The sequence below is a fragment of the Paenibacillus sp. SER-28 genome (assembly GCF_052906305.1).
In genome coordinates this window covers 216051-231665 of the sequence record NZ_JBRECM010000006.1, presented here as the reverse complement: position 1 = coordinate 231665, position 15615 = coordinate 216051, and the positions used below count along the sequence as shown (strand labels likewise).

General features: G+C 36.0%; 10 protein-coding genes. 3 read left to right on the top strand and 7 right to left on the bottom strand.

The genetic code is table 11. The annotated features are described in order from the left end of the window. Window positions 1–904 precede the first annotated feature (904 nt). From ACUYLD_RS16605 to ACUYLD_RS16590, 4 genes are all read right to left on the bottom strand, one after another. Entirely contained in the window at window positions 905–2962 is a 2058-nt protein-coding gene (locus ACUYLD_RS16605) for an AIPR family protein (RefSeq protein ID WP_446675545.1), read from the bottom strand. Between the two features lie 61 nt (window positions 2963–3023). Further along, window positions 3024–4973 carry a DUF3732 domain-containing protein gene (locus ACUYLD_RS16600; RefSeq protein ID WP_446675544.1) on the bottom strand — a complete coding sequence of 650 codons (1950 nt, stop codon included), beginning with the start codon at window positions 4971–4973 and terminating at the stop codon, window positions 3024–3026. Next, entirely contained in the window at window positions 4970–5452 is a 483-nt protein-coding gene (locus tag ACUYLD_RS16595) for a three component ABC system middle component (protein WP_446675543.1), read from the bottom strand. The genes ACUYLD_RS16600 and ACUYLD_RS16595 overlap by 4 nt, the downstream gene beginning before the upstream one ends. Continuing rightward, window positions 5452–6639, bottom strand: coding sequence for an ABC-three component system protein (locus ACUYLD_RS16590; protein WP_446675542.1), 1188 nt, complete (start codon window positions 6637–6639; stop codon window positions 5452–5454). Before ACUYLD_RS16590 ends, ACUYLD_RS16595 begins: the two co-directional genes overlap by 1 nt. A 1035-nt stretch (window positions 6640–7674) precedes the next feature. On the opposite strand from ACUYLD_RS16590, the gene ACUYLD_RS16585 reads away from it, so the two are divergent. From ACUYLD_RS16585 to ACUYLD_RS16575, 3 genes are all read left to right on the top strand, one after another. Then, on the top strand, window positions 7675–10767 hold the full coding sequence (locus ACUYLD_RS16585; protein WP_446675541.1) for a restriction endonuclease fold toxin: 3093 nt from the start codon (window positions 7675–7677) through the stop codon (window positions 10765–10767). A gap of 14 nt (window positions 10768–10781) precedes the next feature. Next, window positions 10782–11186 (top strand): Imm7 family immunity protein, encoded by a 405-nt coding sequence (locus ACUYLD_RS16580; RefSeq protein ID WP_446675540.1) that lies wholly within the window; start codon window positions 10782–10784, stop codon window positions 11184–11186. A 333-nt stretch (window positions 11187–11519) separates the two neighbouring features. Further along, a complete protein-coding gene (locus ACUYLD_RS16575) occupies window positions 11520–11879 on the top strand; it encodes a putative zinc-binding protein (protein WP_013311396.1) in 360 nt (119 codons plus the stop codon). Window positions 11880–12384: 505 nt separating this feature from the next. Here ACUYLD_RS16575 and ACUYLD_RS16570 read toward each other — a convergent pair. The 3 genes from ACUYLD_RS16570 to ACUYLD_RS16560 are packed head-to-tail and all read right to left on the bottom strand — an operon-like array spanning window position 12385 to window position 15241. Further along, on the bottom strand, window positions 12385–13317 hold the full coding sequence (locus tag ACUYLD_RS16570; protein ID WP_446675539.1) for a M23 family metallopeptidase: 933 nt from the start codon (window positions 13315–13317) through the stop codon (window positions 12385–12387). Next, window positions 13318–14442, bottom strand: coding sequence for a serine hydrolase (locus ACUYLD_RS16565; protein ID WP_446675538.1), 1125 nt, complete (start codon window positions 14440–14442; stop codon window positions 13318–13320). Between the two features lie 10 nt (window positions 14443–14452). Beyond that, window positions 14453–15241: a DCC1-like thiol-disulfide oxidoreductase family protein gene (locus ACUYLD_RS16560; protein ID WP_419538102.1), complete on the bottom strand. Its 789-nt coding sequence runs from the start codon at window positions 15239–15241 to the stop codon at window positions 14453–14455. Between the last annotated feature and the right edge of the window lie 374 nt (window positions 15242–15615).

Here is a 15615-nt window from a genome sequence, read left to right as displayed (position 1 = left end):
CCTTTTTATTCAAAGTGTAGCAAAGGATGATAACGGATGTGGTACGTGGATACGTAGCAATGAGAGAATCATAGAAAGTGACCTGGAACAATTCAGTATCGAATATAATTTTATCTTTACTTTTTCGCATCGGAAACCAGACTTCATCCCACGGTTTCTCTAAATTATTTCATTGGATACAAGATCTATTTATAGTGCACCAAGAACATAACATTGTATATAAGCAGATCCACTGTATAGCGTCATAATGAACATAAAAAAGCACCGGTTAGGGTGCTTAACCTCATTTAATCTACTCTGAATTTATTATCCATATTTACGCTCTTTTGTTTCGTTATAATAATAGCAGAAATTCTTAATGAAGGATTAGCTGACTCCTCTTCTTTAGAATTTTGAGAAATTACTGCTTGGAAAACATAATACCCAGAGACGTAAAAAAGAGGACATATACTTATAGTATCTGTTTTAACATAAATTAAAATTACTAGAACAACAATTAATATAGAAACTGCAAGATTTATATAATTAGCAATAACATTGTATATCAATTTTGGCAATTTTCCACAATATAAAGATTCGATTTCTGACTCTCCAAGACTACTAGGAGGTCATGTTGGAACTACTGAAACTTTAGAAGCATTTCTGTATGCAAAAATATCGGTAATATAAACAAAACCCTACTGATACGAAGATTAGTAGGGTTTTATAACAAAAGGTTTTTCTTTGTAAGAGTATGATTATCCGATCAGACAACGCGCGTGAGCGTGGCTATTTGGGGCCGAATCGCTATTTGTAGTCCATCCCACCGGATTAGTTTGTTGGTGAAACTACCTCCTACTTAGGCTATGAAATGGTAGAATTCAGGTAATACTAATGGAGAATATCATCTCGATATCTGGACCAATTATTTACTCTGTTTTGTATATTTCTTTGATTCCTCAATTGACCTTTTAAAGTCATCGCATTGAACTCTCATATAATTGTAAATCTCAGCAGCACATTCCTTTCTACTTTGTCTTACATCTTCATTCAACTTAGCCACTACAGAATCTATAAATTCTTCCATCAATTTCGCTTGATAATAACCAATTCTTCTTTTGAGATCATTTACTCTATCTTTGAAATTATATCTAAAGTCACCATCTATTTTTAAATTATAGAATGGAGCTAACAAGACATCCATTTCATCCAAAAAACCTATTCTCGCTCTTATAATTTTAGTGGTTAAACCTAGATTAATATACATTAGTAATAAATTAATTATAGCAGCAGATTTATTAATCTCTTGATCTTCTAAGTTGATAACGACTCTGTTCAGAGTAGACTTGGCTACTTTTAATAGCTCTTCAAAATATTTTTCGTCTGTAACTTTATTGATTAATATCTCGCAATAATCTTCAATTTTTCTTGAGTTTAAAGGAGGGCGCTTCTCATTTTTCCAGATAATTTTTGATATTAAAAACAAAAGGTGATATCTAAATTTTGAATACCTTTCATCCAATTTATCATTAGTAAAACTGTTCTCAAGAATGTGCAGTAACAATGCAGAAGTATAATATACAATCGGTTGCTGTCCGGTTACAAAAATACCTCTACTAATATCAGAATCATTGTCTTTACCTATATCTTCAACAAGACTGCCATAGGAACGACTAGCACGATGGGGAGCATCTAAGAAAATTGAAGCAAAGGCACGTATCTGCATTTCTGGATTAACGATTTTTGACTTCTCAATATTATTATTATAGTTATATTGACCTGATCGTCTTTCATAATAGAGATTATATATTCCATCATAGTTAGCATAAAAACTTTCAAGTAATTCTTGATACTCTGACATAGATAATAATTGAATTTGTTGTACTTCAGTTTGATTATTAGTTGCTTTAACTATATTGCTTATAATATCATCGTTCTCAGTTATAACAATTTTTATGGCTACCCACATACTATCATCAACATTAACTGAACTTAAATGTAAAATATTTGATGTCTGGCATCCATTCACAACGTAAAAGTTTTTAATTGTGTATAGACCTTTTCCTTTACTTAAAGACTTTCCCACAATAGTTATACCGTTGTTTAACAAACCAAAATAATTTTTGTCATCCGAATTAATTGTATTAATAATATCTTGGTTAACTCGATTCTTTTCAATTCCATTGAAATCTCGAACATTTAGTTCGAAAATACCTTTTACAATTTTATTTTGTTCATCGACTATTATCTTCAAGTATTCTCTTGCAGGTAATATAGCTAGGTAAGATTCTTTTACCCCTTCCATATAAGGAAGCTCAATCTTATCTTTAAGTTCAAATGTTGCACTATTTTGTAGTTTGGTTAATTCATAATGTTTTCTAATTTCCTTCACACCAAAAGGGAAGAACTCTATCACTTCAAAAAGTTCAAGTCCTTTTACATCAGAAATAATTTTATCCTTGTCAACAATAAGGTTAACATCGTTGGCCCAAGTTCCAGTGGTAACAAAATACAAATAACATTTGGGCTGTGTACTAAAAGAATCATAGTTGTCTAATAACACCTGTATCATTCTGCATTTCTCTTTTATTTTTTCATTCCTTACCTTTGTTGATTGATTTTCAGATTTAAAGACATCAACAACTCCATTACCAAATTGCAGCATTTCTTTACCTTCAAAGCCCTGTGACATCTTAGTTTGAATAAAATACAATTCTAAGGAGAATTCCATACCTGTATCTAAGATATCTTCCAATTCTCCTATAGTAGATATAAATCTGTTATTTAGAACAATTGCTAAACCGTCAATAGCACAGTCTCCTCCGTCCCCTGTTGAGACTGAAGAAAGATTGAAGTTGGATATATTTTTAGGGAAAAGCATGCAGTAATTAACAAATTTTTCAAAATTTCTCTCGGTGGCTCCTCCAGATATATTAAATTCCTCAATAAATTTTTCGAAATATTTAACTGTAATTATATCCATATAGTCCACCTTTTCATTATCCTGTGTAAATTTAGAGTGTGAGTTTTACTTAAGAAATGGGTTAATCTCTTTCAGGCCAACCTAAGGGTATGAGTCCATCTATCCCTTTTTTCCATTTCTTCTTAACCGCTTGAACATATTCCGGATAATTATTAAAATAGGCATGTTCAATAACGATTATCTGCAAAGATTCTCCACGTTCAGCCTCTCTAAAAAGCAGATCAAAATACTGTAACAGTGCTTTTCTATCACTATCCATTTCTTCATCAGCAATTTCAACTATTGCAGGTTCCTTATCTGAAGGAAAATATGGACGACTAAGTTGATCAAATAATAAAACTCCTGGAACAGGACGATTTAACTCAAAGAAGTGTCTATGGAAAGCGAGTAATATAGACACATGTAAACTTAAATAGTTTTCATCTGATCCCACATCTCTCATGTATTCAATGCGGGAAGGAAGGGCCACACCAGCTTTAAAATCTCTGAGATTCAAATAAATTGGATTGTTTCTGTACCTAAGCTCGAAAGGGAGTTCAGATATTATATTTTTTGCAATATCCGCTATTCTTCTTTCGGCATTTTCCAAGGCTTCTTTCCTAGCGTCAATGTTGATTTCTTCATTAAGTAAATCAATTCGTTCTCTTAACCTAGGAATATTAGACTTAAATCCTAGAGGTTTTTTAGACGCAACTTTACCAACTGCATCTAAATACAATTTTATACTCCCAACAAGCCTATTTCTTCGATCATTTAAGCCTAATCCTGTTTCAAAAGCATCGTTTTCCTTTATAAGGGCTGAAATTTCATCTTGAGTTATACTCATTTTTTCTTCAGCGAGTGTTAAAGATACCTTTAAACTATTGATATAATTATCCAGCTTGGGACGTTCTTTTTCTATTGAAACCATATCTATGTGAACATTCTGAATAGATTCGTTAATTCGTCTTACTGGTTCATTTTGTTCAGTTAAATTCTGATTGCATAATGGGCAAAAATTAGGTTCAATCGGCTTCTTAAAAACGTTTATCACATCAAGTCGATGTCTCTGTCTATTTGCTGTGTTTTTAAATTCAAAAGCTTGGCTCATCATTTTTCTTGCATGATTGATTTTTCTTTTAATCAGCAGTATTTCACTTTGATATTCTGATAATTGCTCATATAAAGTCGATAAGGTATCTTCAACTATTGTAGTTGGAGACATGGGCGTCCATTTAGTTACTTCTTCTAGCATATCGTTAATTTTAAATTCAGACATGCCTAAAATGGGTGGGGTACTTAAACCGAGTTCTGCGGCTTGATATAATAGAGTATTGGCTTTGATACTACCTGATATTTGTTCTTCCTCAGAAATATTTTTCTCTAAACGTCGAAGTTCCTTTTTTAGAATCCTTAACTCGACTTCTTTTTCCATAGTTTCTTCATTAATCAACCCCAGGTAATAGGGCAAAGCGTCAATAATAGTTTGTCGTTTCTGATAATCATCAGTTCCCCGTATTAAATTCGTCTTGTTAATTATGATATTATCATCTTGTAATAAGTAGGGTACAGCACTCCTCAAGCTAATTGTTTTAGTGTCTCTTAGGCCGTCAAAAGGTTCACTTTTTACATCTCCAATGCCTAGCAATCTTTCAAAGTTTCCAAGTGCCCCTTCCAAATTTGTGGAAGGAGGGATTACATCGGCTTTCTTAGGGATAATCAAATTTTGACCTTTTAAGCAATGCATTATATTAGAGGACTTGGCAGGAGCCCGTGGAACTTTTCTAAATATGGCAAATTCGGTATCGTTCTTTTTCCAGAGTAAACCAACCCAAGAAACACTTCTTCTTACATACGAAGGTATATGACATTCACTGGAACCTAAAACATAGTCTATTATTTCAGGTAAAGCCGATTTTCCGGTCTGCGAATCCCCTGTTATTATATTCACTTTTTCAAGATCAAAGACAATATCACTCCGTCGATTATCATGACTGTAAAGAAATACTTTTTGTATATTCCATCGTTTCATAAAGTTAACCCCAGACTATTTAAGATACTTGATGGAGAATCCATTTGAGACATCCAGTATCCCAATCTTTTTGATACAGATAACATTTCTTTCAACTCAGAAGATAAGCTGTTCATATTTTTTTTGATAATACCTTTGTTAGATGAGATCAAAGTACCATCTTCTTGAAAATGCATTATTTTATTGCTACAAGCAAAGACGATAGCTTCTTTTGAGATTTGATTTGTTTTTTTTACTCTTTCATTAAAATGAAGCAGAACCTTCTGATTTCGAGAAACCCAAGTGTATAATCCTGTAGCCGAATTGGTGCCTTTGAATTCATTACGTATACTCTCAGATAACACTAAAGGAAGCGGGAGAAGAAGTAAGGGATAAAAACAACCGCGTTCACTGTTACTCTCATATCCTTGTAAGAAAGACCAAAGAACAATTGAACCTAATACCGGATTAGTTACTGTGTAAACATCTGATGAAACCATTAGTCATCACTCAACATTTCTCTATATTTTGGATGCCAACCGACCTTCAGCTCTTCTGCCATTTGTTGATATGAACCATGCATTAAAAAATGTTGTTTCCATTCACTTCTAATTGGATTGATATATAAATGTGCATCTGAATGCACCCACTCTAATAACTCTAATCCTTTTTGTTGGCATAATAACTCAGGCTGATCAATTAGATCATCTTTCATGGGGCCATGCTTGTCCGACCACGTTTCGACCAAAACTTCATCATACTCTTCAAGTTCAATTGCATTTAGAATATCTTCTCTGATCCACTTTTCCCTCTGATTTCTGGCTCTCCATCTAGCTATAGCAGCTCTTTTCTTTCTATGGAATCTTCCATTAACAAGATCAATTTGTTTTTCCATAAAACCTCCCAACTCTGCATCAATAGAGATAGGATTTTGTTTTGAATAATCATCCGGTAAGTTATTGTCCTGGAATTGTCCAATCAAGCTTTGAAGTTGAAATAGCATATCAACCTTACGAATCCTGATCTTTGGGTCAATCGTCCGTATATCCCACCATTCCAGTAAACGATTTGCTATCAAATAGCGCAATTTACCAACAACAATTCGTTTTAAATTTTTTATAACTTCATTATGTATTTGAAGTATATTAAAATTATTTGGCCGAATAGTTATTTTTTCAATTAGTTTCAATCGTTCTTCCATGGACAAATTCAAAAATGATTCACAACCAGCAACTCTCTTAGAATAAGGAAGTGGTTCAGTCTCAGCAGCTACCGCTTTTTCCCTTTCACCAATAACACGTTCAGCTTCTACTGTCATTAGATTAACAATACTTTCTCTGTCCATGTCGGCTTTGACTAACTTTATTAAGGGACTGGATGGTTGAACAGTATCATTTGTAACAAAATAAAATTGGTGAGTAGGGGAGTTAGCAAATTGGGACCAAATACGAATTGTTTTCCAAAATTCATCATTTTTCACAGTTAGAGAAGAAGAGCTTCCTAAAGAATGTTTTAATTGATACAACTTAGTAAAATCATTCCCTTTTAAAGTAACATCATCATCATCCTCTATTAGAACTTCGTCCAAATCATCTTCTGATTCGTTCCAAAGAACTATAAGAGCATAAAATGGCTGGAATCGGTAGCCAAGCAATGATGGTTGAGCGGAATGAATATTAGTAGACACGATTGTCACCACCTTAACAAATGAAAAAATTTCAACCAGTAAAATACATACTTTATAATAGTTTATCCCTTGCATTCAATTAATCACATTGAACTTGTCTTCAGTTTCTCTCCAAAATACTAAGAATACAATAATGGTGGTACCTATTTACTGACGTTGGAGCTTACGCATAATGTTTTTTATTATCCTGCTTTTAAATGAGACTTTTGACTCACGACCTTTTTCCTCGTATTTCGACAACTAATTATCTAATTCCTTCCAAACAAACGTTCTATAAGTTTTACATTTTTTCATTTATCTAGTTTTACTTAACGCATAATACGAAATTTCATCGCTAAATTATTCCCATGAAATAAACATAAAACCGTTCATAGACACACTATTTTCAACTTTTTTTGTATATCACAATATCTTAAAAAGCATTTCTATGGCACTAATCATAGTGAAGTAATTAAAATAGTTATTCTTAGAATTCTTATTAGAAGAGTAAATCAGCTAAGTAATCAGAAAATCTTCTAGCGATAGCCCGATACTTTAGAACTACTCGATATAAACGAGTAGGAATGCAAGAGTATAGTAGAACAAAAAAATACTCATAAACAATATGAGTATTTTTCTAAAATGACGTGATTATATTGTTTCTGTAAAATCCTATTTAATCCCGATGTACTACTACCACACACTCCACATGTGTCGATTGGAAAGGATATACTTCCTCTTACCTTCCTACTTATATGCTTTTTATAATTTATGAATCCTCTCTCATATCACCTACTTCCAAAAATAAACATAGTAAATCTCCCAGCCAATGGGTCATTCTGTAAACTAAGTCTCTCTTTTAACCGATAAATACATATGCTGGGTTGTTTATTAAATATCACCTCTGGCCCCTTTTTTGCGTACAAACCTTGTTATACATATTTATATTGACTCAAATTTGTACTCATCTGCGACTTCTTTAATCAAAAGCAATTTCAAGAAGACGTGCTTTACTTGGAAATCCCCATCGCATCTAGAAAGGAGTCATGAACTCACTTGAGCGTATTATCAGATGGGATCGGATATGAAAGCCTACGCTTTTATGGTCCCTTTCAGCCACTACACATCGAACAACTTCAAATAACACGCACCATTAATGATCATGCCTTTTTACATATCAGTGGCATGCTCTCCGAAGAACAAGGAGCTGTATGCATCGGACAGGATATGGAGCAAGAGCCCATTGTGATTCGTCAGTTAAATGATCAGGGACAATCGTTGAGAAGGCTGTTCCATGGGATTGTTACACGTATGTCCGTACACTGCGTGCGAGGCGTGTATACGTTTGAACTAGAGGCCGCTTCCCATTCGTACCAGATGGATATTAAGCGTAAAAGGCGCTCCTATCAAGATTTTCACCGTACCTATGATGATCTGGTCACTGCAATGGTTCGAAAATATCAGTACGGAGATGCCATTGATACGGTGAGCCACTATGCCAAACTAGAGACATTTGTTTTACAATATGATGAGACCGATTGGGCGTTTTTAAAACGTCTCGCTTCTCGCTTTGGCTCCGTACTTGTGCCAGAGGTAACCGCAGCTTCGCCCAAGGTTTTCTTCGGGATGCCAGAAGGCAAGCAGCATAAGGTAGAACGGGATGTATTTTATCGTGTACGAAAAACGTTTCATGAGCTGGATGCGGAAAAGCCAGGCGAACGTGCTGGCTCGTATATCACCTATATGATCGAAAGCCTGCAATACTATGCGCTGGGCGACCTCATCACGTTACCCATTGGACAAGGTAAAGAACTGGTCGTGGTTCGGGCCGTGACTACACTAACGGATGGCTTACTGCGCACCCGTTACGATCTTCAAGCCGAACAAGATATCCGCTATGCCCGGTATGAAAACAATCAGGCCACCGGAATTTCGCTGACAGGAACAGTGCTCAAGGTACAGAAGGATTTTGTACAGCTTCAACTGGACATTGACCCGAAGCAAGATCCTGCCAAAGCGTGCTGGTTTCCGGTGTCCACCCGTTATGTCGCCGAAGAACATAGTGGCTGGTACGATATGCCTGAGATCGGGGAACAAGTGGAATTGTATCTGCCTACCCACCGCGAACAGGATGCCTATGTCACGGACTCGCTCCGACAACAACGCCACGCAAATGTAAGGCCGAATGTTAAGGTATGGCAACATGTGCAAGGTAGCGGCGTAGAAATGTCTGAGCATGAACTGACCCTATCCACCTCCGGTGAATTTTCCATTACACTACATGAAGGTAACGGCATTACGATCGACAGTCCGGGGAATGTGCAGATTCAGGGTGGTCACGTGAAGCTCGATGCTGGCGAGGAACTTTCACTGGAAGCTGGAACGGCGCTGTATCTAAAAGGCGGAGCCAGCAGCATGGTACTAGATGGTGAGACGGATACCAAAGCTCCGGTGATTTATCAGGAAGGTACGGTGAAAGCTCCTGTTTTCGTAGCCGACCTCCCTCCTGTGCCTGAGCCTCCACTCATGAGCATCAAAGCATACGAGGCGGCGCAAGCTCCATCGACAGCTAAGACATCATCAAACAGCACTCCCACCGCCAAAGTAACAAGTCCGGCTGCACTTCAACAGGCCAACTCTTTGATGGGTACGGTGTCCAAGCTATTAGGCTCCATTCCAGTGATGGGAAAAGTGGCTGGTGTTGTTGCGGGAGCCTTAGGTGGGCCTGCGGCGGGTGTCATTCTAAAAGCAACCGCAATGATCCCCGTCCGGAGCAAAGGAACAAGTCACGCTGGAGGTAGTGCTCCTAAAGGTGGTTTGCATCCACTGAAGCATCTGGCTAGTTTAGCTCTCCAAGGGCTAATAAGCCAATACGAGCATGAGCGGGCTAAGGAAGCCTATTACAGCAAGTGGATTTTGGGGAAAGTGTTTACGAGTGCACGTCATATAGCGCATTCTGGTGGCCCATTAGAACTGATTCAAAACCTGCTGAAAGAGTCAAATGCCATGGCTCAAGCGTATCAGCAAGTTCCTAAAAACATTCAGGAGAAATGGCTCCGAGATTATGAGGAAAAACAACGCCTTCAAGCAGCACAAACGCAGAAACATGAGAATCCAAAACTTGCATTATGGAGAAAAAGAAAAACTAGTGAATATACTTCATATTGGAATCAAACTGATTATTTTACAGCCAACTGGTGGCAGGATGAAAATAAGCTAAAACAAGCAGAGCAAGCACTGCGCACTGAAATTACAATGAAGCGCAAACTATCACTGTATGATATTAAAGATCCTAATAAATTGGCCGCCATCCAGCGTATCGTCAATGCAAAACGCACACACGTATGGGATGAAGGAACTCTCAATGCCATTGAAGATGGTTTAGTAGCGATGGGTGTGGACTCTACAAATGCTATTGAGTTGGACAAAGAGAAAATGGATGCACTCATTACTCGATACAATCAAGGCTTTATTGGACAAAAATCTGGAGATTACATGGAAAGGACAGGCTTAAGCGATTTAGTCGAAGAAACGACTTATGGGATTGTAGCAGCCCGGATCGGTATGGGGAGTGCTGGAAGTTCTCCTGCTAGGTCTAGCCAGACACCTATTGCAGAAAATCCGCCTGCAAAACCCAATCCAAAAGGTGGTCCAGGTGTAAACAGGCCTATTGATGAGTTCAATGACTCGGCGATTTATAATGGGGCAAATTCAAGTAGACCTAAAGAAACACCTAAACTACCGAATTCGGGCAAGCCCGCTGAGGGAACGTCAAAAACCGGGACTTCTAATAATGGGCAATACTCAGGGAAATTGGTAAAGGTTCCTAAAGAGGATGAAGCAGCTGATATGTTGGCAGAAAAACTAGGTGGAGAATCCAGAGTTAAATTTAGTAATGACCCTAAGGGACGTGAGTTTGATACGGTAAGCGACCAGTACATTGCTCAAACCAAACCACCGTTGAACAGTTTAGATAAGCAATTTAGAAAACAAGCGAAGGCTACGATCGAAGCCGCAATTGAAACGAATAGAAAAGCATATTTCCACTTTGAAGGTAAGCCTGATGACAGAGTGCTAAGACAACTTAAAGAATATGCCGAAAGATATGGTGTAGAAATAATTATTGATACTAAGCCCCTAATACCATGAGAGGATGAGTAGAAATGTTTGAGTATCACGGGTGGATAACCATCAGAGAAAGTTCCTCATTTGAAGATGATGATGAAAAATTATCGTTAATTATTCAAGATATACAAAACTTTTTGAATGAATTGGATTGGTCTTCTGGTGTTCTGGATTTAAGAGCTGTAAATGGAGATTATCAACTCTGGATAGCAGGACTTAACAATCATAGACCTACTGCTAAACATAATCCAATAGAAGTATTAAAAAAGGTAGGGGAGTTTGCCCCAGGTTCATATGGAGTTTTATATGTAAGGGATAGCGATGATATGAAATTATTTAATGAATTTAGGGTTCATGCGTTAATTCGAGGTGAACTGACTGAACACACGGACCCCTTCTTGTCTCCATTCATACCTAAAGTAGAAGATGACTATGAGGATTGAAATGTTTTAAAACAGAACGATGGATTTCCCCAAGACAGTAAAACTAATCACTACAACCAACAAACGCAACATAAAAAACGAAAAATTGATAAAAGCTTAAAGGCTTATTCCAACTTAAATCTATGAGTAGGGATAAGCTTTTTTTTCTAGAGATCTAGCTGATTTTACACACGCAGTTAGCCCTATAATAGATTTTGCAAAATGTTGTCGTGATCATGATCACGGTTTAGACTGTAAATTTAAGTTAAAATACAAACAATTTTAAATTTTATTTCATCTAAAACCAAAGATACTGTGATGGATCACAAAGAAAAAACAAGGAAGTGTACAAAGATGAAAAGAACTGATTTGCCTCTTGTCTATTCATGTTCTGGATGTTCCTCCGCAGCACAAACCGCTAACATGATCGCTATACAAATGGATCGAGAAAAAGTCGCTGAAATGTCCTGCATTGCTGGTGTTGGTGGTGATGTCAAACCACTTGTCAGAACAGCAAAATCGGGACGTGACATCATTGCAATTGACGGCTGTCCCTTGTCCTGTTGCAAGAGTTGCTTAGCAAGGCATGAAGTTCAACCCAAACACCATTTCCTGCTGTCTGACTTTGACGTACCCAAAATAATAGGAGAAGATCCTAACCCCGATCATTATAGGAATGCTTACACACAAATCTTAGAACAAATTGGACAATAATTCTTAATCAAAATAAAGATGTGTATCGAATGATGACTCATCCTTATTTTAGCTCCTTAAAGGTGTTGGTACAGTATACAGTAAAAGTATAGCGGGCTCTTATTATGTAACAATATCGTAAATTAGTTTTTACTGGTGGCTCCTAACACATCTTTAAGGGCCACCAGAATTTTTTATACAGCAAAACATCTTTTTAATAAGGAAAATAATTTGGAATATTTAAATGAGTTAGTCTCACAATTTAAAATTAATAAAATTCATATGCGTCCTTGCACATACGAAGATTTAATTAATGTGGGAAAAAAGATTAGCAATCAATAATTACCTATGGCTTATATTGAATTTCTAGAAGCAATGGGAAACGGCACTGATCATACTTTTTTGCGTGGTGAATCATGTTTTATGGATGAATTGTTATTTACTGTAGTCCTCAGAACTTCTGAAACGAATCTAAGAGGAACTATAACCCGTTTCTCAAACCGACTTTCTAGGTAGGTATTCATTTTTAACGAAAAATAAGTGTTTGATTAAATAGCAAATCATTTCTCTTTAAGTAATTACCATTAAAAGTAATAGGAACCGAAGTTCCATTGAAGTAATCTCTCTTATTGTCATGTTTTATAGCATGAACATGAAGATGCGGCTCGCTACTGTAACCTGAGTTCCCTACTTTCGCAATTTCTTGTCCAACCTTGACAAAATCATTTTTCTTAACTAATAGACTATTTTTCTTCAAGTGTAACAACAGAATATTATATCCTTTGTGTTTGATGATAATCATATTTGTAGTACTACGCCCCAGGGAGTTCGGCACATTATCTTCTACTCCATCCACAACTTCGATAATTCTACCCTCAACCGGACTATATACTGAATCATTATAAATGGGATAGGATTTTAAAGATTCAGGATTATCAAATATTCCTTTTCTTGAACCTAACGGGGTGAGCTTAGTTATATCCACCGCATATTTCAGAGTACGATGCGAAAAGTGATAGTTCATAGATGAACTCATTCCACCATTCACTACCTCGTAAGCCCCTCCTTTCAAAGGGAACGCTAAATCGACTGCATCTTCGTGTTTAGGAGTGGATGTAATGTATGAAATACTAAATAAAATACATATAAAAACTTGATATATTGCTAATAAACCATAAAGAGAAAGGAATATTCGTGTTTTTCTATTTAAGCCATTAAATTTAAAAGAGCGTAAAGTAACCATTTGACGGAATAAGGAACATCCAAACAATACGATGCAAACCGGTCGTAAATAATAGCTAATTTCTGTCCAATCATTTATGAATAAAATCATGAACGTATATGCACTTGTAAACAAAGCGTGTATATACCACGAAATACGATTTTTAAATGGAAAGTAAGCCATGATCCAGTAAAGTATAAGCGGAATCAGCAGCATTTTTACAAAATAAAAAAACATTCAATTTCTTCCCCTATCATATGATAATTTGCTTCTTACCTCTTCTTGAAATGCAGTATCCGTTAATAATTTGTAAAAAAACAAATCCATCTTCTGCTTGAGCCAAATATGATCCACCCCAGAATCATCTTGAATAAACATGGCTAGTTGAATGTCATTTCCTTCCCGATCCGTACAATATAAAGCCTCTGTTAGAACAGAAATGGTAGATCCACCTTTGTTTCCAAACTCTATTAACTTGAAGTTATCCACTTGTCGCTGAATTAGCATTTTTAGATATGGATTTATAGTAGAAGGAACCAACTCCTCCTTGTGTATGAGCTTCATGAGATAAGCATATTCTTTAGTCGTTGAACGAGGAAGCTTGCGCGATTCCAGCACTTGAAGCTTTCGTACATAATTCTGCCTGGTGTTCCATTTCTGAATACATTCTAACCCCTGATCACGATTTAAAATCTGATGAATTTCAATAGATTTTTTCATAAATTCCTCGTAGCTCATCTCACTTATCTTTTGTATCGACTCTTTAAAGCCTATGTTTTCGGTCTCTTGGATATAAGGAGACATGAATCCCGCAGATGAAAAAGGAAAGATTTTATCATGAGAAGAAAGTGAGAGCTTCATAATATTCTCATTTATCTTATCCAAACCCATTTTCGCCATTAGAAATTCTGTATTGGCATTGGAACTATATGCTAACATACCATGAGTAATATCCAATAACGTAATTTTACCTTGAACCTCTTTATGGTTTGCGCGAATGGATTTGATCCAGTTATGATGAGCGTTACCATCGGAACCAGGAATATAAAACTTATTTAATTCCTCTAAAGGAACAAGTTCCTGCTCGTCTAATATTTTCGCCACAACTTGGCGAGCAAATTCGATAGCAATGATCACTTTGGCCGTGCTGGCAAGCGGCATTTTAACTTCTGAGTTATAGCTGATTTTCTCCATACCATTTTTGATCATAAACAAAGATGCTTTACTCGGATTTTCCTTTAAAAAGCTCAGAACATCCATTTCTGTTTTCTTATTATTTTGGCGCTTCGCAATGAACAAAAACAGGATACATATGAGAACAAATATTAAAATTATAGCTACTATCCATAAAATTATTTTCATGCTTTGCTCCTTAATGGACACGCTTAGGGTAAAGTTCACATAAATCATCACAGTTCCCCACAGGGATCACTTTTCTTTTAGAAGCTATATAATCATACAAATAACCGCCTATACCCATTTTTTTGAAAATAATTATAAAGGGAACCGCCCACCAAAGATACGGTATTCTTGTACAAATTTGTGCAATAGAGTCAATTCCGCGTTGTATTTTATTGGGATCATTCAGTGAGAAACTATGCATTCGCCTTTCTAATTCATTAACATCTAATTTGTATGCTTGAACCAATGAAGAATTCCGAAAACTAACAAGCCGTAGCATTCTAAAATAATCTAGCTTGTACAAATTGTCTTTTATATTTGTACAGACAGGGCACCAACCATCATAGAAAACCAGAATTTGTTTGTCTTGAAAACTTACATATCCTAATCTTCTTGTTTTTCTTCGAATTGTAATTGATATTTTCCGGAAACTGATCTTTGAAAAATGGTATAACTTTTTATATTCTCGATCCGTAAACAACAATAATTCCATAACAATCATAATTAGTGAAAATGTCAGTAAGCCCATACCTATACCGATTCCTACATGAAACAATATCATAGCAATAACTACAAACGGTTTAAGGCCTTTATTAATTACAGCAAAAGGAAAAGCTATTTTAACAATTATAGATAAATAAGTGAATAAAATGGTGAGCCCAACATAATGGTTAACCATATAATCCAAAATAGGTCTGCTAAACTCTCTCACCTGAGAGATATAATAGAGTGCCGTTCCGTTTTGCCACATTTCCCCCATAAGCTGGTACATTCCTGAGAAGAAATAAACAATACACAGTTGTATAATACAAAAAAGTACTGCAAAATTGTGAATTATTATGGATAACTTATAGAGTAAAGAGTCTTTCGAGTCTTTTCCACGTGAGTTGTTCGTTTTGGAATCCAAAGAGAAATAGGCAGTGTTATTGGTGAACAACAGAAAAAACATATTCACTATAAGTAAGTTGTCTCCTCCGTCACTTATATGAAAAGAACGAACATACAGTGAATAAAAAAATAGATAGGTCAGAATTGAAAAAAGGCGGCCTTTGTAACCAATTAAATAAAAAATAGTAACCACAATTCCTAAATGATAGATAAAGTCAAAAAATAAAGCTGATGAATTCAAATTAT